This is a genomic window from Mucilaginibacter sp. AK015 (assembly GCF_014200785.1).
GTDB lineage: Bacteria > Bacteroidota > Bacteroidia > Sphingobacteriales > Sphingobacteriaceae > Mucilaginibacter.
The window spans coordinates 587,106-612,967 of the sequence record NZ_JACHCV010000001.1 but is presented as its reverse complement, the minus strand read 5'-3'; the positions used below and the strand labels follow the sequence as shown (position 1 = coordinate 612,967).

Genomic DNA, 25,862 nt, shown 5'->3' with positions numbered 1-25,862 from the left:
ATGAACTTTTACCATAAATTATAGCGTTTTTATGAAAAATGTAATACATTGATTGTCAAGTGTTCACGGATGTTCACGGTGTTCACGTGCGCCGAACGTGAACACCGTGAATAAAGGCAAATCGTCGGAAAAAATATTATGCTTGCATAGTAATTTTACTGGCATGCGTCATGCAAAATGTCTAATTTTACCGCAACCAATTATAAAACATGAATAAAGTAGTGAGCGGAGCCGATGAGGCTATACGTGATATTGAAGACGGCATGACCCTGATGTTGGGTGGGTTTGGCATGTGCGGCCTGCCCGAGAAAAGTATATCAGCCCTTGTAAAAAAAGGGGTAAAAAACCTTACCTGTATATCTAACAACGCCGGTGTTGATGATTTTGGCATAGGTTTGCTGCTACATAAGCGCCAGGTAAAAAAAATGATATCATCGTATGTAGGCGAAAACGCGGAGTTTGAACGCCAGCTGTTAAGCGGCGAACTGGAGGTGGAACTGATACCGCAGGGAACTTTAGCTACCCGCTGCATGGCCGCCGGCTATGGTATGCCTGCCATTTTTACCCCGGCAGGCATAGGTACCGAAGTAGCCATTGGTAAAGAAGTACGTAATTTTAACGGCAAGGATTACCTGATGGAAATGGCTTTTGAAGCCGATTTTGCCATTGTTAAAGCGTGGAAAGGGGATAGGCTGGGTAACCTGGTTTACCGGTCAATGGCACGCAATTTTAACCCGGTAATGGCTATGGCCGGTAAGGTTACCATTGCCGAAGTTGAAGAGCTGGTTGAGCCCGGCGAACTTGACCCGGACAACATCCATACCCCGGGCATATACGTGCACCGTATTTTCCAGGGCGAGAATTACGAGAAAAGGATAGAACAAAGGACGGTGAGGAAACGCGAAATATAAAACCACACGTCATTGAGAGGGACGAAGCAATCTTTCGATAAAAAAACAGGCGATATGTAATTTGAAGATTACCGCGCTCTCGCGCTCAATGACGGGTAATATAAAAGATATGTTAGATAAAACAGGAATAGCAAAACGCATTGCCAAAGAGATAAAAGACGGGTTTTATGTAAACCTGGGAATAGGCATCCCCACACTGGTGGCCAATTATATACCCGATGATATGGACGTTATCCTGCAATCCGAAAACGGGCTGCTGGGTATGGGCCCGTTCCCGTTTGAAGGAGAAGAAGACGCCGATACCATCAACGCGGGTAAACAAACCATCACCATGTTGCCGGGCTCTGCCGTGTTTGATTCGGCCATGAGCTTTGGGATGATCCGGGCGAAAAAGGTAAACTTGACGATACTGGGAGCTATGGAGGTTTCAGAAAACGGCGACATTGCCAGTTGGAAGATCCCGGGCAAAATGGTGAAAGGTATGGGCGGCGCTATGGACCTGGTGGCATCGGCAGAGAACATCATTGTAGCCATGCAGCACGTAAATAAAGCAGGCGAATCGAAGCTGTTGCCGAGTTGCACTTTGCCGCTAACCGGCATCAACTGCGTAAAAAAAATAGTGACCGAACTGGCCGTGATGGATGTATTACCCGAGGGCGGCTTTAAATTACTGGAACGCGCGCCCGGTGTTACCATCGACGAGATCAAAGCGGCAACAGCGGGTAAACTGATCATTGAAGGCGAGATACCGGAGATGGTGATATGAGTACTACAACGCTTCGATTTTAGCGTAAATAGTTTTTCTATCCCTATCGGTTTTGGCCAGGCGCAAGGCCTGCAGCAGGTGATCTTTGGCTTTTAAAGCGTCGGTACCTTTGTACAATTCGCCAAGCAAGGTGTGGTAAAAATGGTTGTTTACAAGGCCGAGTTTCTCAGCCTCAGCAATTGCAACCGCATTGCCGTTAACCTTTGCCAGCGCGTAGGTGCGGTTCAGCGCGGCGATTGGCGAATACTCTATAGCTAACAAATGGTTATATAAATGCAAAATATTCTCCCATTTTTCAATGGTGTCGGTCTTAATGGTGTGCCAGTAGGCGATACCGGCTTCGATATGGTATTTAGACAAGCTGTCGCCCTGAGACGCTTTGTCGAGGTATAACGCACCGTTTTGTATCAGTTGTTTATCCCATAAATTTTCATCCTGGTCGTCGTATAAAATCACTTCGCCGTTTTTATCTATCCTTGCCTTAAACCTTGACGCCTGGAAACACATCAGCGCAAACAGAACGTTTACCTCGGGTTTATTGGTAAGCGGATAACTGATCAGCATTTTAACAAGCCGCATCGCTTCGTCGCACAGGTCTTTCCGAAGGATCTCATTATCGGTTTCAGAGTAGTACCCCTCATTAAATAACAGATATAACGTGGTAAGTACAGGCTGCAAGCGCGAATTAAGCTCATTTTTAGCGGGGAACTCCATTTTAACACCGCCTGTCCGCAGTTTTTCTTTCGCCCGGAAAAGTCTTTTATTGATCGTTTCTTTATTGGTCAAAAAAGCATGGGCTATCTCATCAATGCCAAAACCGCAAAGTATGCGTAAGGCAAGCCCAATCTGCCCTTCGGGTGGGATAGAAGGATTGCACACCGCAAAAAGCATTTGCAGCTGACTATCTGTTATGTTCCGGTCGGTCAGGTCTATTTCCATGACTTCTTGTACGGGTTGCTCAGTTTGTAGAGCCGGGCTTATCTTCTCGTTAAAGATCTGCTGACGGGCAAGTATATTTTTCGCTTTATTTTTGGCCACGGTGTATAACCATGCCTGCGGGTTGTCAGGAATGCCTTTATACGGCCATATATTTAATGCCGTGAGGAAGGTTTCACTCGTAATGTCCTCAGCTATGGTTATGTTCTGAAATCCGAATGATTTGCATAGTACGGCGGTTATCCGGCCAAATTCGGTTCTGAATAAATGCGGTATAAGCTCCTGTTGCTGCATTTGGAAACAGCCCCGCCAAATGGCGGGGCCTTAATTATTAAATATAGTTAATTTCCCTGATCTCGATCTTACCATCCAGCTCAAACACCGGCGAGCCTTCCATCAGCGCTACAGCAGCTTCGTATGATTCTGCCTTGATTATCGAATACCCACCGATAAATTCTTTTACTTCGGTATACGGTCCGTTTGTAACTACGTCGCCTTTGCTAACTACCCGGCCGGTAGGGGCTAAACGGTTACCCCGCTCAACAAGTGCATCATTCGCGGCCATGTTGCCGACCCAGTCCATATAACGTTGGGTCATGGCAGTTCTTTCGTCATCGGCCATGGTAGCCAAAAGGCTATAATCGGCACGATATATTAGCAGAAAATCTTTCATAATATTCAGTTTTTTTAATGTACGTTATCGTTTTTTGCTATTTTCCTTACTTCAACCGTATTGCCTTCGCCCTGCAAAACCGGGCAACCCTTTGCAAATTCAGCAGCCTCATCCGCTGTTTCGGCCTTTACAATTATGAAGCCGCCAATGGTTTCCTTGATATCCCCAAATGGGCCATTTGTTATCAGCTTGTTGTGGTCAACCACTCTGGCGTCGTCAAACGGCAGGCCCGTACCGCTTACAAATTTGTTTTGCGCCGCTATACTGCCTATCCAATCCATGGTTTGTTTCATCCAAACCTGCATTTGCTCAGGCGATGCTACTTTGGTACCGTCCTGATGCCTCATAATTAATGCATACTCATTCATTATCTTAAGTTTAATTTTTGTTTATAGTCCTATAACAAACGGCTTCCCGCAAATTGGACAATACTGCCAAAATTTACAGCACAAAGTGTAACGAAAGATACGAAGCTTTATATCTCAAACCTTTCAATATCTATTACCTTTACAAGCAATCTTATTATATTTACCTCCATGAACCACCTGATAGCCCCATCTATTTTATCTGCCGATTTTGCAAACCTGCAGCGCGATGTTGAAATGATCAATAACAGCGAAGCCGACTGGTTTCATGTGGATATTATGGACGGCATGTTTGTGCCGAATATTTCTTTTGGTTTCCCGGTTGTGAAGGCCACTAAACAGCACGCCACCAAGCCGCTTGATGTACACCTGATGATTGTTAACCCTGATCGATACCTGAAAGATTTTGCAGAAGCCGGCGCAGACAGCATTACCGTACATTACGAGGCCTGTACGCATTTGCACCGCACAGTACAGGCTATTAAACAATTGGGCTGCAGGGCGGGTGTAGCCATAAACCCTGCTACGCCAACCGGTATGCTTAAAGATATCATTGCCGATTTAGACCTGGTGCTGGTAATGTCTGTGAACCCCGGCTTTGGCGGACAAAAGTTTATTGAGCATACTTATACAAAAGTAGCCGAGGTTAAAGCGATGAGTGCAAACACCAACCCCAATATTTACATAGAGGTAGATGGTGGTGTGGGCAGTCAAAACATTGTTAAACTGATAGAAGCGGGTGCCAATGTTTTCGTTGCAGGCAATTCTGTGTTTTCGGCGGCCGACCAACGCGCTGCCATTGCGCAATTAAAGCGACCTTAATTATCAGGCGATAAATAACTATATCTTTCCCAAACAGGTTTTTACCCCTGCGCGGTCTCGAACTGCAATTGGCTTAAATAGCGGTATAGGCCATGCTCGTTGGCTATCAACTCCTGGTGGTTGCCGGTTTCGATGATATTACCTTTTTCCAGCACAATGATCTTATCGGCTTCGCGGATGGTTGATAAACGGTGCGCGATAATGATCGACGTGCGGCCTTTCATCAGCACCTCCAGCGCATCTTGTACCAAACGTTCTGATTCCGAATCGAGCGATGAGGTGGCTTCGTCCAGGATCAGTATGGCAGGATTTTTAAGGAGGGCACGGGCAATGGCTATACGCTGGCGCTGGCCACCTGATAGTTTTACACCCCGCTCACCAACAATGGTATTATATCCTTCGGGGAACGAGGTGATAAACTGGTCGGCGTTGGCTTTTTTGGCTGCCTCGATAATTTCGTCCTTACTTGCATCAAGTTTGCCATAAGCAATGTTCTCTAAGATAGTACCGCCAAACAGCAATACATCCTGCGGAACAATAGCCACCTGGTTACGGATATCGGTAAGGGCATACTCATCCGCATCCAACCCGTCAAAATATATACTCCCGCTTTGAGGATGGTAAAATTGTAATATCAACGCCGCCATGGTAGACTTACCCGAACCGCTTGGCCCTACAATAGCCACACGCTGCCCTGCATTTGCAGTAAATGAAACATCTTTCAAAACTGTCAGTTCTGAACGGGAAGGGTACGCAAACACTACATTGTTAAACGCCAGGTTACCGTGTAGCTTTTGTTTTACAACATTCTCGCTCGCGTTAATAGAAACATTTTCGCCCTTTTCGTCCAGTATCTCTAACACCCGTTCGCTGGCGCCAACCGCCTTTTGCAGGTTGGCATACAGATCGGGGAAACTGCCCATCGCAGCGCCTACAAATATCGAATACATGATAAACGTAGTAAGGTCGCCAAAGTACATCTCGTGGTTATGCACCAGCACCGAGCCATACCATATTACACCAACAAAAGTACCGAACAGGCAAAAAACGATGAACGAGGCAAATACTCCCCTGAACTTAGCCCCGCGAACGGCAATGTTCACCACGTCGCGCAGGATCTTGTTATACCGGTTTGCTTCAAAGGACTCGTTTACAAAGGCCTTTACATTGGCAATACCCTGTAGCGTTTCTTCAATGATCGTGTTCGATTCAGCAAGTTTATCCTGTGCCTGTCGTGACAGGTTACGTATAAAACGGCCAAATACAACCGCAAAAGCTATTAAAAAAGGTAAAATGGCCAATACCGCCAGCGTAAGCTTAATAGAAACGATAGCCAGCAACACCACGCTTCCTATCATGATCACCAACTGCCTTACCATTTCGGCGATGGTGGTGGTTAGGGTATCCTGAATTTGCGAAAGATCGGCAGAAATGCGACTATTCAGTTCGCCAACCCTGCGGTTAGCAAAAAAGTTCATGGGGAGGGTGATCAGCTTAAAGTATGTATAGCGCCTTATATCCGCCAACGATTTTTCGGCTACCTGCACAAACCAAACTATCCTGAAAAATGATATAAACGCCTGCCCGAATAACAGCACCATACCAAAAACCCCAATCATGGTAATACTGTGTGGTAAAAATGCGTATTTATATTTGTCCTGCGCGGCATCTATTAAGGCGCCCAATATGGCGGGGAAGGCCAGTCCAACCAGGCTCGAAATAAACAGGAATAGTAACCCGGCGATAAATTTGCCCCGGTACGGCTTTAGGTAAGTAAGCAGCCTGGCTACCTTTTGTAAACTTTGTGAATTTATTTTTGCTTTTGGTAATTCTGCTTCCGCTTTACTGCTGCTGTTTAACCGTCCTCGTGCCATCTATGCGTTTATATTATCAACTCACAAAACTAAGGGTTAAATGCTTTTATTTAATGTTGAGTTGTAAAATTGACGTTAGGATGTGTAATTTTTTGCACGTATAAACTTAATCCTTTACGTATTTGATAAAACTGCGTAACATTGCATGCGCAGAGACGCAAAGTATTGCGTCTTTACAAGGAAATGAGGTGTCAGCTTATCAATTACTACGTTTTCTTTTTAAGATCAGTAAAACGATGACTGACACAATTAAAATTGCGATAGCAATTATATAAAGTTTCTGCCGGCTCTGATAATCTTCATTTTGTTTGGCCATCTGCGTTTTCAACGCCTCGTTCTGCGTACGAAAACTGTTAATGGTTTTCATATAGGCAATGCGTTCCTTTTCAACCTCCCGGGCGGTGTTTTCTATTTGTTTCTTTTGAAAAGCAGTGTAGTTTAGCTGATTGGTACGATAATCGAAAAGCTTTTTCAACTCAATAAATATCTCGTCGTCGGTATCAACGATATCCATCAGTATCTGGTTGCTCCGCCTGATGTCGTTCTTGGTTTGCATATGAAATATGCCGCTGCGTTTGGTAAGGCTGGTATCATACTGGCCAAACTTTAACCTGCGCGCGGCAAGCATAGCATTTATTTTAGCGCGCTGCCTGCTATAAGCTACCGAATCTGTTTTTACCTGCGCAAAGGCACCCGCGCCAAAAAGCACGATAAACATTAAAAGAAATAAATGTTTCATTGTCCCCCTGGGTTTACTGAAAATCAATAATTACACTATCGCCAAGGTTTAGGCCTAAAAGTCCGCTGGCATTGCCTTTGTTGATGGCAATCTCCAGGTGATCGCTGATCCCGAACAAACAAAGCTTTTCGCCTTCGGGTACTTCGTTATAATGCCAGCTAAGCTGGTTTATGGTTTCGTTGCGTTTAAAGTATAATACAAACCGGCGGCCCTGCTGCACACGGTTAAAAAACTCCTTGGTGATGTTGGTTATCACGTTCTGGAACGCATCGATATAAATCACCGCGCCTTTGATCAGGTTCTTTTCTATAACGGGGTGCAGGTTCATTTTATTTTCAACGCTGGTTACCGGCAGGCCTATCTGGTTAAGCGTGCCGCCGTTGGCCAGGTGGCAGGCTGCTTTTACAAAAATATCTGCCAGCGGGAAGTGCAGGAACTTCAGGTCTTGCATGATATTTATTTCCACAATTTCTTCCGGCTCCTGGTCAAACATCAGCGAAAATATACCATTATCGGCCCCAACAAAATAGTGGTTTTTATACCTGATTGCCAGGTAGCGGGTTTGCGTATTGTACACAGTATCAATGCCTATCAGGTGAACGGTGTCATCCGGAAAATAGTAGAAACTGTTCTTCAAGATAAAGGCTGCCTGCTGCACATTAAAGGCCGCAACATTGTTAGTAATATCAACAATATTTACTGTTGGCAGCAATTTATAAATACTACCTTTAAGGGCAGCCTGATAAATATCTTTATCGCCCAGATCAGTAGTTAAAGTTATAATTGCCATTAATTTTGTAAATATTTATTGCTAATCTTGTAAAGCATTTAAAGGTGCAAATATTCAATTTTTAATTCATAAAAATTCGCAAACTGACAAAAATCAATTCCTATTGAACGAGCTAAAGTTATCAATTGAGCAAATAAACCCCGCAGTTTTATGGGGACCGAATAACGATCATTTCGAGATCATCAAAAAGCAATTCCCTAAGCTTAAAATAGTTGCACGAGGCAGCGAAGTGAAAGTTTTGGGCGACGAACAGGAGTTAAGCACCTTTCGCGAAAAGTTCGACCTGCTGGTGCAGCATGTAGAAAAATTTGAGGGCTTAACCGCAATTGAAGTAGAGCGCATTTTAGGCGCCAGGGCATCGTCGTCAACCACGGCTGATGGTGAAAGCACTGCCGATAAATTTGCCAGCGGCGAGGTACTGGTATTTGGCCCTAACGGCATTATGGTTAAGGCGCGTACGCCAAACCAGCGCCGCATGGTTGACAGCCTGGCTAAAAGCGATATACTTTTTGCTATTGGGCCGGCCGGTACCGGTAAAACCTACACTGCTGTTGCACTGGCCGTAAGGGCGTTAAAAAACAAAGAGATAAAACGTATTATACTTACCCGCCCTGCGGTGGAGGCAGGGGAGAACCTGGGCTTTTTACCGGGCGACCTGAAAGAAAAGATAGACCCATATTTGCGCCCTTTATATGATGCGCTGGACGATATGATACCCGCAGAAAAGCTAAAGCTTTACCTGGAAAACCGCACCATTGAGATAGCCCCGCTGGCGTTTATGCGCGGCCGTACGCTTGATAATTGCTTTGTGATATTAGATGAGGCGCAGAACGCTACAGATATGCAGCTGAAGATGTTCTTGACGCGTATGGGTCCATCGGCTAAGTTTATTGTTACCGGGGATGTTACGCAGATAGATCTGCCAAAGAAACAGCAATCGGGTTTATACACCGCGCTGCGCATATTAACTGATATAAAAGGTATAGATATTGTTTACCTGAGCGGCGAAGACGTAGTGCGCCATAAATTGGTTAAACGCATTTTAGAAGCTTACGGGGATATACAATAGAGATTTGAGATATCAGATGTGAGATTTGAGATAATAATCTCGCATCAAAAAACAAGAATTTGGTGTGAGTATGATGTTGAGCTTGTCTCAAATCTCATATCTCACATCTCCTATCTAATTCCACACATGAACGCAATAAAAGAAACACATTTTAATTTTGAAAGGCAAACCAACTATTACAAGGGTAAGGTTAGGGATGTATATACCATAGATAATAAATACCTGGCCATGGTGGTTACTGACCGCATATCAGCCTTTGATGTGGTACTGCCCGAGGCCATCCCTTACAAGGGACAGGTGCTTAACCAGATAGCGGCAAAGTTTTTACAGGCCACAGCCGATATTTTACCAAACTGGGTGATCAGCGTGCCAGACCCGAGTGTTACCATTGGCCGTATCTGCGAGCCGTTTAAGGTAGAGATGGTGATACGCGGCTACCTGGCCGGACACGCGGCGCGTGAGTATGCGCTGGGAAAACGTCAGGTTTGCGGTGTTTCCCTGCCCGAAGGTTTAAAAGAAAACGATATACTGCCCGAGCCTATCATCACCCCAACCACCAAAGCATCGGTAGGGCATGACGAGGATATATCGCGTGAAGAAATACTGGATAAAGGCATTGTGAGCGAAGCCGATTATGTACAACTGGAAAATTACACCCGCCGGCTATTTGAACGCGGTACCGAAATTGCCGCTAAACAAGGCCTTATACTGGTTGATACCAAATACGAATTTGGCAAGGCAGGCGACACTATTTACCTGATAGACGAGATACATACACCCGATTCGTCCAGGTACTTTTACAGCGAAGGGTACGCGCAACGTCAGCAAAATGGCGAGCCGCAAAAACAACTTTCGAAAGAGTTTGTTAGAAAATGGCTTATCGAAAACGGCTTTCAGGGCAGGGATGGCCAAAAGGTTCCGGAGATGACAAAAGAAATTGTACAATCGATTTCTGAAAGGTATATCGAACTGTATGAGCAAATTACGGGCGAAACTTTTATTAAACCGGAACAAATAAACGTATTAGATCGTGTGGAAAACGCCATAAAGGAAGCTTTAGCCGCTTTATAGTGCTTTATTTAAACACAAATTAATTATATCTTAGCTTTTTAATTACAACAAAATGAAATTTACGGTTGACAAGCACGAGAAATATATTCTGATAAAGCTTAACGAATCAAAATTAAACTCACTGGTTACGCCCCAGCTAAAATCAGAATTGATACTGATCAATACCGAAGGGCAGCGTAATATTATCCTCGACCTTTCGCAAGTGAAGTTTGCTGATTCATCGGGCTTAAGCAGTTTACTGGTGGGGCATCGCTTATGTAAAAATGCAGCCGGTACGTTTATTTTATGCGGATTGAACGACGCTGTTTCGCGTTTGGTTACCATATCACAGCTGGATAATGTACTTTCTATTGTTCCGACATGCGAAGAAGGTATCGACCTGATTTTTATGGAAGAAATTGAAAGGGAATTAAAGAAAGAAGTTAGATAATAATCCGTTATAATCCCCCGGTATGAAATTTGAGGTTACAATACTGGGCAGCAGCTCTGCAACTCCTATTTTTAACAGGAACCCCACAGCGCAGGTACTCAATATAAACGAGAAACTTTATCTGGTTGACTGCGCTGAGGGTACCCAGCAGCAAATGCTGAGGTTTGATGTTAAAGCCAGCCGTATCGATTATATTTTTATCAGTCACCTGCATGGCGACCATTACCTGGGGCTGGTGGGCCTGCTATCGTCAATGCACCTTAACGGCCGCAAAAAGGCCCTGAAAATATTTTGCCCGCCGCCTTTAAAGGAAATAATAGACCTACAACTAAAATATTCTGAAACTACTTTGAACTATCCGGTTGAGTTTGTTTTTACAGACGCAGCCACAAAAGGGGTGATCTTAGAAAACCAGGACATTTTTGTAGAGACCATACCGCTAGACCACCGCATACCCTGTACGGGTTTTTTATTTAGACAAAAAAAACGGTTAAAAAAACTGATAAAAGAGCGGGTAGAAGAGCTGCAAATACCGATACCATATTATGCAGCGTTAAAAAAAGGTAATGACTACCAATCGCCTGATGGTACGGTTTACCAGAACAATACCCTCACGATGGAACCGCCCGAACCAAAATCGTACGCCTATATATCAGACACTCTGTACAGCGACAAGTACCTGGCGTATATAACGCCGGTTACAATGCTTTACCACGAGGCCACCTTTTTAAATGATATGCTTGACCGGGCTAATCAAACGCACCATACCACTGCGTTACAGGCCGGCGAAGCGGCTATAAAAGTAAAAGCCGAAAAGTTGATCATCGGCCATTTTTCGGCGCGTTACAAAACGTTGAATGAGTTGTTAGAAGAAGCCCAAAGCGTTTTCCCCAACACAGAACTCGCCGTAGAAGGCAAGACGTTTGTTATCAGTGAATAGAGATTAAAGGTTGGAGATTAATTCCTTTTCAATTTTAATTAATTAACAGTGCTGAAAAAATTTTTAAAAAAAAAAGAGACCAGTATTTAAACTGATCTCTACTCTTTTTATCTCTAAACTCTACTACAAATCAATCTCCCTTTTTACCAAATACCGAGAAGTGTACGTAGCGGCTTGGGTGGGCTTTGATATCAATAAACAAGTTATTTAAATTGCTTGATGCCGAGTTAAGGTTATCGTACATTTTGGTATCGTTCATCAGCAGGCCAAGCGAACCCTGTGTGCTGTTTATTTTGGCCATAGTTGCCTGCAGATCGGCAACCGCTTTATTGGCATTGTCTAACGTACCCTTAATGTTTGAGTTAGCCAGATCGGTACTAAACCGTTCAAAATTGTTTGATATACCGGTTAAATGCGCGCTGCTGTTTTTTAAATTACCCGATGCTGCCTCTGCGTTAGCCATAATGCCATTGATGTGGCTGGTTTGCGCGCCTACAATGGCATCTATCTTTTTGGTCGTGCCTTCTAAAGTTTGTAACGAGTTCGCAATGCTGGCAAAGCTCCTGTCCACGTTTTTCTGGAAGGTGGGGTTCATTATTTTATTAATCGCGCCCAAGGCAGAATCTACCTTTGAAATAAGCACTTCAGCTTTTTTTTGAATAGGCTGCAGGCTTTCGGCCAGGCTGCCCTGTATATCCGCCCGCAGGGTATCGCGGTCTTCGGCATACTTGTTACTATTGCCCAGCTCAAAAACTATAGCCTTGCCGCCCAAAAGGTCGGTGCTTTGCAGTTTGGCCAGGGTGTTATCCGGTATATCGTATTTATCGTCTACCTTAAATTCAACAGTAGTACGGCCATCAGCATGCAGTTCCATTTTTGATACCCGCCCGATCTGAAAGCCATTTACCAAAACAGGTTTTGATACGGTTAAGCCCTCAACGCTGCGGTAAACGGCATAAAATTTATTAGATCCCGAAAAAACATCGTTACCTTTTAAAAAGCTGTATCCTAATATTAAAACGGTTAATGCTACGGCGGTAAGGGCTCCGATCTTGGTTTCGTTAGATATTTTCATAGATAGTGGTGTAGATGAAGGGCATAAGCGTAACTATTGCGCTAATTGTTCAACGTCTGTTTTATAAGTTTTTATAGCCCGTACTATTGAATTTACGATTTCATTTTGCCCCGCTTCCGAATTTAGGTACTCTTCGTCGTCGGGGTTGTTAATGTAACCGGTCTCCACCAGTACTGATGGCATAGCGGCATGGCACAGTACATATATCCCTTGTTCTCTTAGGCCTTCGCTGCGCCTGCCGTCAGTGTCAACAAACTCTGTGCTAATTAAGTTTGCGATTTTTACACTTTGTTTCCGGAATTTGCGCATATAAGCGTCGGTGAGGATAATAACCACCGGGTCGTTGGGGTCTAATCCATCGCCGTTCAGGTCCGAATCATCTTCTATTTTATTGTTCTTGATGGCATTTTGTTCTTCGCGCGAGCGGTGCAAGCCGTAAACCAGCATTAAGGCGCCTTTCCCGGACCGGTCAGGCACACGAACGGATTTGTAAACCGCCCTGCCGCGCCGCGTACCAACACGCTGGCGTACTACCCTGTCTGCCAACGAATTGCAATGTATTGAGATGAACAGGTTCCCCTTATTCTCGTTTGCTATCTGCGCCCGCCTTTCAAATGATACATCGTCCTCGGTTGTGCGTGTCAAAACAGCATTTACCCCGTCCAGATCTTTTTCAATAGCCTTTTGCAATTTTAGTGCAATAGCAAGCGTTACATTTCTTTCAGACGAAAATGAGCCGCTGGCGCCGCGGGAATAATGGCCCGGGGGGGCGTTGTCGGGTTTTACACCATGCCCGGCGTCGATAATAATGGTGCGCAGCTTAAAACTATTATTTACAAGCGTGTCGTTTTTTGGATGATCTACTGATGTAAACGAAAACAATGAAAAGCAAACTATTATTGCACCAACACCACAAATCGCTCTTTTCAATCTGTTCAATATTTTATTTTTCATTATGTTTGAACGCTGTTAACTGTACCTGCAAAAATACTATTCATAATCAATTTTGAAATTAGTTAGGCCTTTTTTTCTACTTGCATTTATACTAATGGTTAACGTAATGGCCTCTGCAAAAAAAGGCTATCATTACCTAACTGTTAAAGATACTATTATAAAACTTGATTCTGTTAGGGACAAGAAACTGTTTAAAGTTACCTCTCCGCAAAAAGTAAACGCCAACAAAAACAAAGCCCAAAGCTTTAACGCTCCAAATCCTACTTCAGTACTTAACACCAGGCAAGATACCACACCAACGGCCGGCGGCCTTAAATCTGTTGTAAAGGCTACAGCCGAAGACTCGTCGTTTGTTGATAACGATCATAAGATGAAGTATCTGTACGGTAAGGCGCGGGTAACCTATGAAGATTTTGAGTTGGATGCCGAGTATATACGTGTTGACGAGAACAAACATGAGATATTTGCCCGCGGCGCCATCGACCCTAAAACAAGGCGTTATATTGGTCGCCCCTTAACCAAATCAGGGCAGGAAAAACCCGTTGCGTCCGATTCGTTGGTATTTAACTACACTACCAAAAAAGTTAAAATATGGAACCCTGCATCTGAGCAGGAAGGTAACTATATATCGGGCGGGTTGGCCAAAAGGATAAACGAGAATGAGGTGGCTTACCGCAATGTGATATTCAGCACCTGCGACCTGCCTTATCCCGATACGCACTTCGGTATCGTAATTACGAAGGGGATAGGCCAAAAAAACCGCATCATATCCGGGCCTGCTTATTTAGAGATTGCAGGCGTGCCTTTGCCGCTTGGCATACCGTTCGGTTTTTTTCCGAAGCCCGACTCACGTACCTCGGGGGTGATATTGCCAACCTTCGGCGAGGATCAAAAACTCGGCTTTTACCTGCGTAACCTGGGTTACTACGTGGGTATTAACGATAATATTGATGTTACCTTCATGTCCAGCTTATATTCAAAAGGATCGTACGAGTTAAGCGCTAATTCGCGTTATTTAAAACGTTATAAGTACGGTGGTAACCTAACCTTAAGCTACGGCTCGCACAACTATGGCCTGGCCGGTGACCCTGCCGTAAAAGATTTTAATGTGGCCTGGACGCACTCACAGGACCCTAGCGCAAATCCCGGTACAACATTCAGCGCATCTGTAAACGCGGGTACATCAAGCTTTTACCGCAACAGCCCGGGCCAGAACAACTACGATCTGTCACGACTCACTCAAAATAACTTACGATCAAGTATATCGTATGGAAGGACCTGGGTGGGTACACCGTTTAATCTTAACGTAAGTTTGGGCCACAGCCAGGACCTTACCCAAAAAACAGTAACGCTTGAGCTGCCTACCTTTAGCTTCAACATGTCTACCTTAAGCCCGTTTGATTCAAAAGACCGGGTGGGCGAACAAAAATGGTATCAGCGCATAACCGTTGGTTATAGCCTGGTAGGTACAAATAAACTCAATAACATACCCGAGGCGGAACTATTTAAATCGAATACACTTTCCAAGCGGCTGCAAAGCGGTTTGCAGCACCAGATACCTGTTGCCTTTAATGCTACCGTGTTAAAATACTTTCAATTTAATACCGGTGTTAATTACACCGAGCGGTGGTATCTGCAAAGTATCCGTAAGAGATTTGACCGGGGATCGAGAGACGCGATAATTGATACCGTTGCAGGCTTTGCCCGTGCAGGCGAGTACAGCTTTAACGCAGGCTTTTCTACAAAACTATATGGTACCATACCGTTTAAAAAGGGGAATATAACAGCCATCAGGCATGTATCAACGCCATCTATCAGCTTTAATTACCGCCCCGACTTTGGCGACCCTAGCTATGGCTATTATCGCACGGCGGTAAGCGCGGCAACGGTTCCTTATCCTTATTACGCGCAGCGATACTCTATTTTCGAGCAGTCGGTTTATGGTGGCCCGTCGCCGGGTAAACAGGCCGGTATAGGCTTTTCGCTCGATAATACCATCGAGGCAAAAGTTAGGCCCAAAAGCACAGATACATCGGGTGTGGCCCGTAAGATCCCTATTTTGCAGGGTTTAACTTTTTCTACCTTTTATAATTTCGCCGCCGACTCTTTAAAACTATCAAACATTAATTTTTCGGGGCATACCTCTGTATTAAATGAAAAGGTAAACATCAATTTCAGCGGTTCATTTGACCCGTACTACACCCAGGTGCGCGATTCTATTACCAACGGCCGGCTACAAAACTATATCAGGCGCGTTAACCGCTTTAGCTGGCAGCAAGGTAAATTTCCGCTGCTGCAATCGTTTAGTTTTTCGGCAAGCGGCAGCTTAAACCCTGCAACCTTCCACCCAAAAGCTACGGTGCCGGTGGGCAACACCCTGCAAACTATGGACCCCAACCAGGCCCAAAGGCTCGCCATGATAAACAGCGACCCAGGGGCATATATCGATTTTAATATCCCCTGGAATATATCGTTAAACTACAGTTTTAATTACAATAACAACATTATCAATACATCATCCAGCAATACCATAATGCTAAGCGGGGATGTAAGCCTGACCGATAAGTGGAAGATACAATACAACACCAACTACGACCTTAAACTGGGTAAGCTGTCTGATGCTACATCGTTTGCCATATACCGCGACCTGCATTGCTGGGACCTCTCAATCCAGTGGTTGCCATTTGGTTTTTATAAATCCTACAATGTTACGTTAAAGGTCAAGGCATCGATATTACAGGATCTGAAATTGAGCAAACGCAGCGATTACACAAACAACGCAGGCTTTTATTAGTAGTATTGATATGCTGGCAGAAATTATAACTATTGGTGACGAAATTTTAATAGGGCAGATAGTAGATACTAACTCTGCCTGGATGGCGCAGAAGCTTAACGCCGAAGGAATAAGAGTGAAACAGATATCGTCGGTATCTGACGACCGGGAGCATATCCTTAACGCACTGGCCGAAGCGGCCAATCGGGCCGATATCATTTTTATAACGGGCGGCCTGGGCCCCACTAAAGATGATATTACCAAACAAACACTTGCAGAATATTTTAACGTAAAGCTTGTGCTAAATACTGAAGCTTTAAATAATGTGCAGCAGATATTTAAGCGTTATAACAGGCCGCTGCTTGAAGTGAACCGTAAACAGGCGGAAGTTCCGGAAAATTGCGAGATAATTCTGAACAGCAATGGCACTGCGCCCGGGATGTGGTTTAATGTGGATGGTAAGCTATATGTTTCGATGCCCGGGGTGCCGTTTGAAATGATGTACATGATGGAGGATGCGGTAATACCAAAATTGAAACAGCTGCTAAACCTCCCGGTTATTATCCACAAAACTATATTGACCGCAGGCGAAGGTGAATCGTTCCTGGCCGAAAAGATAGCCGATATTGAGAACGACCTGCCCGGCAACATCAAGCTTGCTTATTTACCAAAAATGGGCCAGGTGCGTTTAAGGCTAAGCGCTTACAGCAATGGCGGCGCTTCGCTTTCAGATCAGTTAGAAGAATTTGCCGCCCGTATTGTTGAAAGGGTAGGCCCTAATGTGGTAGCGCTTGAGGATATCCCGCTTGAAAAGGTTGTACTAAATTATATGACCGATAACCACCTTACACTATCGGCAGCCGAAAGTTGTACCGGCGGGTATCTTTCACACCTGATCACGCAGCATGCGGGTTCGTCGCAGGTTTTTCTGGGTAGTGCGGTAACGTATTCTAACGATCTGAAGGAAAATATTTTAGGTGTTAAAAACGAAACCTTGTACCAGTTTGGAGCTGTTAGCCGCGAAACCGTAACTGAGATGGTTGCTGGCGCGCTACGCGAATTTAAGTCGGATTACGCTGTGGCCATTACCGGGATAGCCGGTCCCGGCGGGGGCACGGCAGAGAAACCCGTGGGCACCGTATGGATTGCGGTGGCAAATACAAATAAAACAGTTGTAAAGAAATTCACATTTGGTAATAAACGCCCCCAAAACATCGAAAGGAGTGCCATGGCTGCCTTTTTTATGTTGATTACTTTACTAAAAGAAACATAAATGTGACACAGTAATTGTATAATTTTGACCAACGAACTATAGTTTTGCGTATGGCCAAATACCAATTATTACTGCCAAAGATGGGTGAGAGTGTTGCGGAAGCAACCATAATTAAATGGAATAAAAAACCAGGCGATTATATTGAAGCAGATGAGGCAGTTATAGAAATTGCGACTGACAAGGTCGATTCTGAAGTTCCTTCGCCGGTGTCGGGAAAATTAGTTGAACAGCTTTGTAAAGAAGATGAAGTAGTACAGGTAGGCTCTGTAATTGCCGTTATTGAAACCGATGAGCCGGGCGGTAGCAACGAACCACAGGCCACTTCCGAACCAACACCTGCACCGCAATCTGTAACAGAGCAAGCACCACAATTTGTGGCCCAAACAAGCCCTCAGCCTGCCGAACAAGCCGCACCTGTTGCCGATATACCAGGCATCAATCAAATTGAAGAGAGAGAAAGCCCACCTATTGACGGCGTTAAATACGAGAACCGATTTTACTCGCCATTAGTTAAAAATATAGCCAGCCAGGAAGGTATTGGTAATAACGAGCTTGACCAGATACCTGGTACCGGCGCCGAGGGCCGTTTAACCAAAGACGACCTGCTGGAGTATATCCAGAAACGCGGCTCCAAAGAGGCGGCACCACAAAGTTTTGCTGCAACACGACAGCCTGAAGTTGCAAAATCAACGGAACAACCGGCAGCGGCTTATACCGCACCGCAGCCAGCACCTTCACCCGCTTCCAAGGCTCCACAGTTTGAACCTGGGCAACAAACAGGTCAACCGGCTGCCGAAATGCCAAAGGCGGCGCCACAACCTGCCGCTACATCCGTTTCGGGCGGGCATGAAATTATTGAAATGGACCGCATGCGTAAGCTGATTGCAGAGCATATGGTTTACAGTAAGCACACGTCGCCGCATGTAACTTCGTTTGTGGAAGCCGATGTGACCGAATTGGTAAACTGGCGCGAGAGAATTAAAAACGCGTTCGAGAAACGCGAGGGCGAGAAAATTACCTTTACACCTATATTTATAGAGGCGGTTGTAAAAGCTATTAAAGATTTTCCGCTGATAAACATATCGGTGAACGGAACCCAGATCATCAGGAAAAAGGATATTAACATTAGCATGGCTACTGCTTTGCCAAGCGGAAACCTGATTGTACCGGTTATTAAAAAGGCAGACGAGCTGAGCCTTATTGGTATTACGAAGACTGTTAATGATTTAGCTAACCGTGCCCGTAACAACAAACTGCAGCCCGACGATGTAAGGGACGGTACGTTCACCATTACCAATGTAGGCTCGTTTGGCAATGTAATGGGCACGCCGATTATTAACCAGCCCCAGGTAGCCATATTGGCGGTTGGGGCAATTAAAAAGAAACCGGCCGTTATAGAAACGCCAAAAGGTGATGCGATAGCCATCAGGCATATGATGTTCCTGTCGTTATCTTACGACCATCGCGTAGTAGATGGTGCCCTGGGCGGACAATTTGTGAGCAGGGTAGCCCATTACCTTGAAAATTGGGACACTAACAGGAGTTTATAGTTACAGGAATATATAGTTAATTTAATTTGTGAGTTTATACAAAAGCAAAGGCTTCCATAACCGGAAGCCTTTTGTTTTACGCTTTGTTTTCCAAGTTGTCAATCTTTAAAACGCCCGCTTTTTTGCTGAAATCACGGGTGAGCATCTCATATACGATCTTAAACCATATTAATAAGCAGGGAAGGGCTATCAGGGCATAGGGTATCACGTAGTTTACCCGCAGGTATCGCGGGAAAAGATCTGAAGGCGAAAAGTTGGTAAGCACCAGGGCGAATATCATCAGGAACCGTTCGTAGCCGGTAATTGGCCTGTCTAAGATCACATACCATATACTTACCCCGATAAAGGCGATCACATAGGTTGGTGGCTCGCTACTGGTGCTGAATATGATGGTAAATATCAATACAGATGCCAGCAATAATAATTGGTAATTAAGATTTCGCCAGTATTTTATGCGCAACATAGATGCACCGAAAACCAGTATGGCCGGCACCAATATCAACAAGTTCGAAAGGTTTTTCACCAGGAATATTTTAGTTATCATACCCATAACACTTACGTTACCCCTGGTAGAAGTAAGATTTGCTGCGTTTTTTGCCAGCAGATCGGGATACCAGTCGCGATAGGTTTGGATAATATAAGCCGGAGACGACACCAGCATGGGCAATGCAAATAACACTACCGACCAAAACGCCAGGCTTAAAATAAATTTCACTTTGTTGTCCGAAAAGAAGAAGAACGCCAGCCCTACAATGCCGTATAACTTTATAGCGGTACCTAAAATAATCATGAGCGCGGCCCAGAAATCCTGCTTTTTCCTGATAAAAATAAAGCTGAATATTACCAGCGCCGTAATCAGCGGATTTACTTGCACATTACCCGATGAACCCATTATACTGTTAACATTAAGCAGCAAAATCACAAACTTTTGCGAGTTGTTAAGGGGCAATTGCATTACGGCATAATACAATATAAAGGCCAGGAACATCGCCCAGATTATTACACCAGCCTGGTTAGGCAAAACCGCAAACGGCGCAATCACCAAACCAAACACCGGCCCGTAGTGGTTAAGGTCGAAATAGTACTGCGGCTCGGGGCCAAACAGCGTGTGCTGGTTTATAAGGTTTAAAAAGTTGTGTTTGTAAATGATGTAATTATTATGCGTGGTTAATTTGTTTGAAGGGTGCAGAACAATATCTTTTGCTACCGCGAAAAAGCTGAGTCCGAACCAAAGCGACAGAATAAAGGTCTTGTTGAATAGAATATTTTTTAGTTTTTGCATACAGGTGGCTACAGGTTGCAATAATACGTAAAGGCTGCTATATCCAAAACAAGCCAACGCAAACAAAAAAAAGAGCGCACATGATTGTACGCTCTTTCTAAAGGCAGGGGTATATAATTAAATTACAGCTTCGTACCTTTTTTCAGCGGCCAGGCTAACGCCGGTTAATTGATCGGCAAAAGCAACAAATGCTTTACTATCCGCTATAAGCTGTTGGTTGTCAATTAGTTTTTGCAGGTTTATTTTACCAATTACGAATTTATAGCTGCCCGAGTAAAAGCGCTCGTGAATGTGTTCAAACTCCAGCGCTTCTACAAGCGCTTCGTCCTCGTAACGCAGGTAAATATTTACCTCTACGTTGTTAGTGAACTGCAGGTAGTTATCGGCTTTGGCCTTTTTGTATTCGTACTGGTAATTATAACGCAGCGCGGCTATATCAGACAGTACTGCCGAGCCGGTAGGATGGCCGCCCGCTCCTTTACCAAAAAAGAATTGCTGATCGGCAAAAGCTGCTTGTACGGTTACACCGTTATATTCATATTCTACGTTGTATAAAAATTCAGTTTCATTTACAAATTTTGGCATTACAAACAGGGTTACATGCCTGTCGTCGAGTTCTTTTGCAACAGGTACCAGCTTTATCTTCAGCTTTTTCTCTCGTGCGTATTGCAGATCGTTTGGCGCAAGGTTTTGTATGCCGATGTTAAGCACCTGTACCGGGTCTATCACCACGCCATAAGCATGCGCCGCGGCAATAATAAGTTTATACTTGGCATCGTACCCGCCAACATCCATAGTAGGGTCGGTTTCGGCAAAACCAAGATCCTGGGCCTGTTTAAGGGCTGTATCATAATCAAGGTTCTCTAAATAACCTTTTGAAAGGATATAATTGGATGACCCGTTAAATATACCGCTAATGGAATGCAGCAATTCGTTATCGTAATATTCCTCCAGGTTGCGGATGATAGGAATACTGCCGCAAACCGCGCCTTCATAAAGCAGCGAAGTGCCATACTGGTGCTGCAGCGCTATCAATTCGTCAAGGTACGTGGCGATCATTTTTTTACTGGCCGATACCACATTTTTACCCGAGCTTAAGGCCCGCGATACGATCTCGAACGCGGCCTCGGTATCGTTTATAAGTTCAACCACCGTATTGATCTCGGGATTGTTTAATATCTCGTACCTGTCTGTGGTGAATAATTCTTTCGGCAACGACCGTTCCTTTTCGGGATTTTTTATCGCGATCTTGACAATCTCCAGGTTAAGGTTCTTGGTTTTGATGATATCGTACAATCCCTGGCCTACAACGCCAAATCCGAACAGGCCTATATTTAATTTCTTACTCATTAAGCGATTTTTTGTAGTTCAATAATTTTTCCTTTTACATCTGTTTTAAAAAACGACGTGATGATATTTGTAAGGTCTTCTGTTTCAATTAAAAAGCCATCGTGCCCGTAAAACGAATCCAGTTCGGCAAAGGCCGATTTTGGAATATGCCTGAACAGGTACTGTTGTTCCTCTATAGGGAACAACACATCAGATTTGATACCGATAATCAGCGTGCGTGCCTTGATCAGGCTAAGCGCTTTATCTATGCCATGCCTGCCACGGCCAACATTGTGCGAGTCCATCGCTTTTGACAGGTACCAGTAGCTGTAAGCATTAAAGCGGTTCACCAGCTTTTGCCCCTGGTAGTTCTGATAGGTTGATGCTTTAAAATTATCGGTAACGGTATCGCTATCTTCCTGTTGAGTGATAGCATAGGTTTTATAGCTGCGATAGGATAGTAGTGCAATGCTTCGCGCGGCCTTTAACCCTTTACTGCCGCCGTCAGGCGATCCGGCGTAAAAGGTACGATCGGCACTAATGGCCAGGCGTTGCGACTCGTTAAAGGCAATACCCCAGGGTGAGTGGAGTGCATTGGTTGCTATCAGTATCAGGTTTTTAATACGTTCGGGCTCAATTATGCTCCACTCGATAGCCTGCTGGCCGCCTAATGATCCGCCCAATAGTATTTCGATATGCTCAATTTCCAGATGGTCTGCAAGTATCTTATGCGCCTTAACAATGTCCCTGATCGTAAACTCCGGGAATGCCAGGTAATAAGGCTGCCCTGTAGCGGGGTTAATACTTAACGGATTAACGGTGCCATAAGGCGATCCCAAAACATTGGCGCAAACAATAAAATGATCCTCGGGATTAAAGTGGTCATTGGGGCCGAAAAGGCCTTTCCACCAGTCAAAAACATCGGAATTTGCAGTGAGGGCATGGCATACCCACACTACATTATCCCGGTTTTTATTGAGGTTTCCATAGGTATTAAAGCCGATCTCAAGTCCCTGTAGCTTCTGGCCGGATTCCAGTTCAAACGTTCCGGTATAGGTAAAACTTTGTGTGCTCATTTGTTACTTTCGTTATTTCGGGAGCAGTTGCCTGAACAACCGCTCCCTGATAACATCACTTAAAAAACTAAAAAAAACTAAAAAATTCTTGAAAAAATTAAACTAATTCCGGTTGTTGTACTTTGGCAAATGCCTGTTCAAAATCAGCCTTGATATCATCTATATGTTCAATGCCAACTGCTACCCGCAACTGCGCAGGAGTTACCCCTGCCGACACTTGTTCCGCGTCGCTAAGCTGCTGGTGCGTGGTTGCCGATGGCTGAATGATCAATGTTTTAGCATCGCCCATATTGGCCAGGTGGCTCACCAGCTTTAAATTATCTATCACCTGGTTAGCTGCTTCCTTACCGCCCTTTATTTCGAAAGTAAGCACCGCGCCAAAACCATTTTTCAGGTATTTTTTTGCAAGGATATGATAGGGAGAGGACTCCAGCCCCGGATAATTAACAGATGCCACCTGCGGGTGCTGCTCCAGCCATTTGGCCAGTTCAAGGGCGTTATCAACATGGCGCTGTACACGCAGCGACAAGGTTTCTAAGCCCTGTATATTAAGCCACGAGTTAAACGGCGACTGCGCAGGCCCAAAATCTCTCAGACCTTCCACACGGGCGCGGATAATGAAATTGATATTGCCAAACGGGCCGTTAATGCCAAATACATCGTTAAAAATTAACCCGTGATAACCCTCGCTTGGCTCGGTAAACTGCGGGAATTTGCCGTTGCCCCAGTTATATGTGCCGCCATCTATAATAGCGCCGCCAATACTGGTACCATGGCCGTTTATCCACTTGGTGGTAGATTCTACAACCACATGCGCGCCATGCTGCAACGGGCGAAACAGGTATCCGCCGGCGGCGAAAGTGTTATCTACTATCAGCGGCAGATCGTGCTTTTTGGCTAAGGCCGCCAGCTTTTCAAAATCGGGAATGCTGAAACCGGGGTTTCCAATAGTTTCGGTATAGATGGCTTTAGTTTTACCATCGATATGTTTTTCAATATTTTCGGCGGTATCGTCCTGGGCAAACCGCACCTCGATACCCAGGCGCTTAAACGCCACCTTAAACTGGTTGTAAGTACCTCCATACAAGAAAGGAGAGGTGACAAAGTTATCGCCAGCCTGCAGGATATTATTCAGTGCGATAAACTGAGCCGCCTGGCCCGATGCTGTTGCCAAAGCTGCGATGCCGCCCTCAAGGGCTGCAATGCGCTTTTCAAAAACATCGGTAGTAGGGTTCATGATACGGGTATAGATATTACCGAACTCTTTTAGCGCGAACAGGTTTGCGCCGTGCTCGGCATTATTGAAAACGTATGAAGCAGTTTGATATAAGGGTACCGCGCGCGAGCCTGTTACAGCATCAACTTCCTGACCGGCGTGCAGTTGCAGTGTTTCGAATTTTAAATTAGACATGTTCTGTAGATTTAAGGGATATTGATGAAATATTACAATTATGACAGGATAAAGCTATCCTAAGCGGGCATCACGTGTTTTTTCGGGAAACAGAAAAAGGGAACGTGTACTGCATCAACAGCAGCAGCAACACATACAAATACAGCCTGCAGAAAGGTTGTATACAGAAGAAACACCCGTTTGGGTTTGCGATGTGTTTTGTTGTGCTAAATAAATCAGACTATTCATGACTATTAATTTATATCCCCCGGGTAACATATTTTCCGGGACAGGAATTGGCACCTTCTACACCTTGTAGGGTTGCCAGCGGTTCATCGAGCCTGATCTCTCGCCGCTTCTTTATAAATCAAAATCCGTGTGAGGGAAAATTGATCGATTGGTATCGCTACCAAATAATGTTTCAAATATAGGTCAATAAGGATTTAAGTTCCAAATTAAATTTTAATTTAATTGTCATTTGTCAATAAGACGGCGTTCTTTAGGAACCAAGATAATGGCCTGAATTTTAAATTTATGCCATTGCCTGTTCCAGATCCTCTATCAGGTCATCAATATGCTCTAACCCAACCGATACCCTTAACAGGTTAAAAGGAGTTTTGGTATCAGGGCCTTCAACAGATGCACGATGTTCTATCAGGCTTTCAACGCCACCAAGGCTGGTGGCCTGGGTAAAGATCTTTAGCGCGTTCACCACTTTTTTTGCTTTGTCTTCGCCTCCTTTAAGGGTGAATGACATCATGGCACCGGGATAACTCATCTGCGCTTTTACAATATCATACTGCGGGTGCGATGGCAAACCGGGATACATCACGCTTTCAACGGCGGGGTGTTTCTCTAAAAATTCCGCTAAAAGCAAGGCATTATGCACATGCCCCTTTACACGGTAAGGCAGGGTTTTGATGCTGCGTACCAGGTAGTAACAGTCCATAGGCGAGGGTACCGCGCCGCCCATAGTTTGTACATTTTGGATCTTTTCCCACCAGTGGTTTTTCTGAGCAGTAATAAGCGCCCCGCCCATTAAATCGCTGTGACCGCCAAAATACTTAGTGGAAGAGTGCATCACCAGGTCGGCACCCAATGCGAGCGGCTGCTGGCACAGTGGGGTGGCAAAGGTATTATCGCAAACCACCTTAATATTATGCCCGCGTGCAATAGCAACTACCTTTTTGATGTCAGTAATTTTCAGCAGCGGATTAGACGGCGTTTCTATCCATATTACACCGGTATTGGGTTTAATATGGGCGTTTAACGCATCCTCGTCATTCACATCAATAAAATCAAAATCCAAAATGCCCTCAAACAACGTTTTAAGCTGGTTGCGCAGTCCGTGATACATATCGTCGGGGCAAATGATGTGTGTGCCCGGCTCAAGCGATTGAAATACCGACATACCCGCCGCATTACCTGATGAAAATGCCGCCGCTTCAGCGCCGCCTTCTAACTGTGCCAATACATTTTCTAACGATGCACGGTTAGGGTTTGCCGAACGGCTGTATTGATAACCCGATGAAAATCCGCCATCTTCATCACGCTCAAACGTGGTCGACATTACGATTGGTTGTACAACAGCTTTGGATGAGGCATCGGTGTGGTTACCGGCGTGGATGGCGATAGTTTCTATTTTCATAACAGGGAATAATGTCGCCAAATTAACCAAGAAAATTCAGTTATCAATAGCGGCCGATGCAAAATGGTTCTACATTTTCCTACTGTAACATCATTGTCATACTTGCGTGTTTAAACACGTTCCAAA

Annotated in this window: 23 protein-coding genes and 1 riboswitch; of the genes, 10 read left to right on the top strand and 13 right to left on the bottom strand. The window is 44.7% G+C overall.

Annotation, left to right across the window (positions count from 1 at the left end; genetic code table 11):
* The first annotated feature begins 209 nt into the window (after window positions 1-209).
* Window positions 210-911: a CoA transferase subunit A gene (locus HDC91_RS02610; RefSeq protein ID WP_183548205.1), complete on the top strand. Its 702-nt coding sequence runs from the start codon at window positions 210-212 to the stop codon at window positions 909-911.
* A 109-nt stretch (window positions 912-1,020) separates the two neighbouring features.
* Entirely contained in the window at window positions 1,021-1,677 is a 657-nt protein-coding gene (locus tag HDC91_RS02605) for a 3-oxoacid CoA-transferase subunit B (RefSeq protein ID WP_183548203.1), read from the top strand.
* Window positions 1,678-1,680: 3 nt separating this feature from the next.
* Here the strand turns inward: HDC91_RS02605 and HDC91_RS02600 are convergent, their stop codons facing one another.
* The 3 genes from HDC91_RS02600 to HDC91_RS02590 are packed head-to-tail and all read right to left on the bottom strand — an operon-like array spanning window position 1,681 to window position 3,654.
* Window positions 1,681-2,907 (bottom strand): RNA polymerase sigma factor, encoded by a 1,227-nt coding sequence (locus HDC91_RS02600; RefSeq protein WP_183548202.1) that lies wholly within the window; start codon window positions 2,905-2,907, stop codon window positions 1,681-1,683.
* A 37-nt stretch (window positions 2,908-2,944) separates the two neighbouring features.
* Entirely contained in the window at window positions 2,945-3,286 is a 342-nt protein-coding gene (locus tag HDC91_RS02595; RefSeq protein WP_183548200.1) for a YciI family protein, read from the bottom strand.
* 14 nt (window positions 3,287-3,300) lie between these two features.
* The gene (locus HDC91_RS02590; protein ID WP_183548198.1) at window positions 3,301-3,654 is read right to left on the bottom strand and encodes a YciI family protein; all 354 of its coding nucleotides are present in this window, start codon (window positions 3,652-3,654) and stop codon (window positions 3,301-3,303) included.
* A 168-nt stretch (window positions 3,655-3,822) separates the two neighbouring features.
* Between HDC91_RS02590 and rpe the strand changes: the two genes are divergently transcribed.
* Window positions 3,823-4,473, top strand: coding sequence for a ribulose-phosphate 3-epimerase (gene rpe, locus HDC91_RS02585; protein ID WP_183548196.1), 651 nt, complete (start codon window positions 3,823-3,825; stop codon window positions 4,471-4,473).
* A gap of 41 nt (window positions 4,474-4,514) precedes the next feature.
* On the opposite strand, the gene HDC91_RS02580 is transcribed toward rpe, so the two are convergent.
* The 3 genes from HDC91_RS02580 to HDC91_RS02570 all read right to left on the bottom strand — a co-directional run bounded on the left by HDC91_RS02580 (window position 4,515) and on the right by HDC91_RS02570 (window position 7,876).
* The gene (locus HDC91_RS02580; protein WP_183548194.1) at window positions 4,515-6,347 is read right to left on the bottom strand and encodes an ABC transporter ATP-binding protein; all 1,833 of its coding nucleotides are present in this window, start codon (window positions 6,345-6,347) and stop codon (window positions 4,515-4,517) included.
* Window positions 6,348-6,546: 199 nt separating this feature from the next.
* Window positions 6,547-7,086, bottom strand: coding sequence for a hypothetical protein (locus HDC91_RS02575; RefSeq protein WP_183548192.1), 540 nt, complete (start codon window positions 7,084-7,086; stop codon window positions 6,547-6,549).
* A gap of 13 nt (window positions 7,087-7,099) precedes the next feature.
* Window positions 7,100-7,876: an S-adenosyl-l-methionine hydroxide adenosyltransferase family protein gene (locus tag HDC91_RS02570; RefSeq protein WP_162432362.1), complete on the bottom strand. Its 777-nt coding sequence runs from the start codon at window positions 7,874-7,876 to the stop codon at window positions 7,100-7,102.
* 103 nt (window positions 7,877-7,979) lie between these two features.
* On the opposite strand from HDC91_RS02570, the gene HDC91_RS02565 reads away from it, so the two are divergent.
* The 4 genes from HDC91_RS02565 (at window position 7,980) to HDC91_RS02550 (ending at window position 11,386) form a co-directional block, all read left to right on the top strand.
* The gene (locus HDC91_RS02565; RefSeq protein WP_183548190.1) at window positions 7,980-8,945 is read left to right on the top strand and encodes a PhoH family protein; all 966 of its coding nucleotides are present in this window, start codon (window positions 7,980-7,982) and stop codon (window positions 8,943-8,945) included.
* Between the two features lie 126 nt (window positions 8,946-9,071).
* Window positions 9,072-10,016 carry a phosphoribosylaminoimidazolesuccinocarboxamide synthase gene (locus HDC91_RS02560; protein ID WP_183548188.1) on the top strand — a complete coding sequence of 315 codons (945 nt, stop codon included), beginning with the start codon at window positions 9,072-9,074 and terminating at the stop codon, window positions 10,014-10,016.
* A 52-nt stretch (window positions 10,017-10,068) separates the two neighbouring features.
* Window positions 10,069-10,446 carry an STAS domain-containing protein gene (locus HDC91_RS02555; RefSeq protein WP_162432365.1) on the top strand — a complete coding sequence of 126 codons (378 nt, stop codon included), beginning with the start codon at window positions 10,069-10,071 and terminating at the stop codon, window positions 10,444-10,446.
* A 22-nt stretch (window positions 10,447-10,468) separates the two neighbouring features.
* Window positions 10,469-11,386 (top strand): ribonuclease Z, encoded by a 918-nt coding sequence (locus HDC91_RS02550; RefSeq protein WP_183548186.1) that lies wholly within the window; start codon window positions 10,469-10,471, stop codon window positions 11,384-11,386.
* Window positions 11,387-11,516: 130 nt separating this feature from the next.
* Here HDC91_RS02550 and HDC91_RS02545 read toward each other — a convergent pair whose 3' ends face one another.
* Together HDC91_RS02545 and HDC91_RS02540 are read right to left on the bottom strand one after the other, a co-directional pair.
* Window positions 11,517-12,461: an MlaD family protein gene (locus tag HDC91_RS02545; protein WP_183548184.1), complete on the bottom strand. Its 945-nt coding sequence runs from the start codon at window positions 12,459-12,461 to the stop codon at window positions 11,517-11,519.
* Window positions 12,462-12,494: 33 nt separating this feature from the next.
* Window positions 12,495-13,415 carry an N-acetylmuramoyl-L-alanine amidase gene (locus HDC91_RS02540; RefSeq protein ID WP_183548182.1) on the bottom strand — a complete coding sequence of 307 codons (921 nt, stop codon included), beginning with the start codon at window positions 13,413-13,415 and terminating at the stop codon, window positions 12,495-12,497.
* Between the two features lie 106 nt (window positions 13,416-13,521).
* Between HDC91_RS02540 and HDC91_RS02535 the strand changes: the two genes are divergently transcribed.
* Genes HDC91_RS02535 through HDC91_RS02525 form a run of 3 tightly spaced genes read left to right on the top strand, consistent with a single transcriptional unit; the run spans window position 13,522 to window position 19,011 of the window.
* A complete protein-coding gene (locus HDC91_RS02535; protein WP_183548179.1) occupies window positions 13,522-16,209 on the top strand; it encodes a putative LPS assembly protein LptD in 2,688 nt (895 codons plus the stop codon).
* Between the two features lie 10 nt (window positions 16,210-16,219).
* The gene (locus tag HDC91_RS02530) at window positions 16,220-17,461 is read left to right on the top strand and encodes a competence/damage-inducible protein A (protein WP_183548177.1); all 1,242 of its coding nucleotides are present in this window, start codon (window positions 16,220-16,222) and stop codon (window positions 17,459-17,461) included.
* 50 nt (window positions 17,462-17,511) lie between these two features.
* The gene (locus tag HDC91_RS02525) at window positions 17,512-19,011 is read left to right on the top strand and encodes a dihydrolipoamide acetyltransferase family protein (protein ID WP_183548175.1); all 1,500 of its coding nucleotides are present in this window, start codon (window positions 17,512-17,514) and stop codon (window positions 19,009-19,011) included.
* A 76-nt stretch (window positions 19,012-19,087) separates the two neighbouring features.
* Here HDC91_RS02525 and HDC91_RS02520 read toward each other — a convergent pair whose 3' ends face one another.
* The 5 genes from HDC91_RS02520 to HDC91_RS02500 all read right to left on the bottom strand — a co-directional run bounded on the left by HDC91_RS02520 (window position 19,088) and on the right by HDC91_RS02500 (window position 25,736).
* Window positions 19,088-20,293, bottom strand: a complete 1,206-nt coding sequence (locus HDC91_RS02520; protein ID WP_183548172.1) for a glycosyltransferase family 87 protein — start codon at window positions 20,291-20,293, stop codon at window positions 19,088-19,090.
* Window positions 20,294-20,410: 117 nt separating this feature from the next.
* The gene (locus HDC91_RS02515) at window positions 20,411-21,643 is read right to left on the bottom strand and encodes a homoserine dehydrogenase (protein ID WP_183548170.1); all 1,233 of its coding nucleotides are present in this window, start codon (window positions 21,641-21,643) and stop codon (window positions 20,411-20,413) included.
* Window positions 21,643-22,698 carry a homoserine O-acetyltransferase gene (gene metX / locus HDC91_RS02510; protein WP_183548168.1) on the bottom strand — a complete coding sequence of 352 codons (1,056 nt, stop codon included), beginning with the start codon at window positions 22,696-22,698 and terminating at the stop codon, window positions 21,643-21,645. Before metX ends, HDC91_RS02515 begins: the two co-directional genes overlap by 1 nt.
* A 97-nt stretch (window positions 22,699-22,795) precedes the next feature.
* Window positions 22,796-24,109 (bottom strand): O-acetylhomoserine aminocarboxypropyltransferase/cysteine synthase family protein, encoded by a 1,314-nt coding sequence (locus HDC91_RS02505; protein WP_183548166.1) that lies wholly within the window; start codon window positions 24,107-24,109, stop codon window positions 22,796-22,798.
* 235 nt (window positions 24,110-24,344) lie between these two features.
* A riboswitch (SAM riboswitch) is annotated at window positions 24,345-24,457 on the bottom strand.
* Between the two features lie 163 nt (window positions 24,458-24,620).
* Window positions 24,621-25,736, bottom strand: coding sequence for a PLP-dependent aspartate aminotransferase family protein (locus HDC91_RS02500; RefSeq protein ID WP_183548164.1), 1,116 nt, complete (start codon window positions 25,734-25,736; stop codon window positions 24,621-24,623).
* Window positions 25,737-25,862: the final 126 nt, after the last annotated feature.